The organism is Anaerovorax odorimutans, from assembly GCF_024459955.1.
Classification (GTDB): Bacteria; Bacillota; Clostridia; order Peptostreptococcales; family Anaerovoracaceae; genus Hominibacterium; species Hominibacterium odorimutans_A.
Genome location: NZ_JANFXK010000103.1, coordinates 1 through 425, shown reverse-complemented (window position 1 = coordinate 425; position 425 = coordinate 1). Strand labels below are relative to the sequence as shown.

At 43.8% G+C, this 425-nt stretch carries 1 protein-coding gene; it reads right to left on the bottom strand.

From position 1 onward, the window contains the following. Positions 1 to 11 precede the first annotated feature (11 nt). On the bottom strand, positions 12 to 335 hold the full coding sequence (locus tag NE619_RS18060; protein WP_256133869.1) for a hypothetical protein: 324 nt from the start codon (positions 333 to 335) through the stop codon (positions 12 to 14). Positions 336 to 425 lie beyond the last annotated feature (90 nt).

Below are 425 nucleotides of genomic sequence, written 5' to 3'. Positions count from 1 at the left end.
AATCTGCTTTTTTACAAAATTCCCATCCGCTGCGCCAGCCGGTAGCAATGTATGTATCCCAGATAATAGAGTTCTTTGCGCTCTATTTCTTCTTTCTGTCCTGCTACCCGCAAGGCTTTCTCGAGTACAAGCGTTTCTGTTTCCGACAAGGTAATCGCTCCTTGTCTGCGCCCCTCCAGCAGCAGCGTTACGGTTTCAGATTCTCCAAGCAACTTATTTTCTTCATTGATTAACTCCTGGTATTCCACACGTTCTCTCAGATAGTCCCACATCTGCTGGTTAATCGTGTCCCATAGAACTTGTTCCACTTCTCTCATACGTTCTTCCTGTTCCATCTGTTTTTCTCCTTCCTATCTCAATTAATTTACCTCATTCTTCCCAGAGAATTGAGCGATATGCAGAAAGCATAAATCCCTTAATGCAGA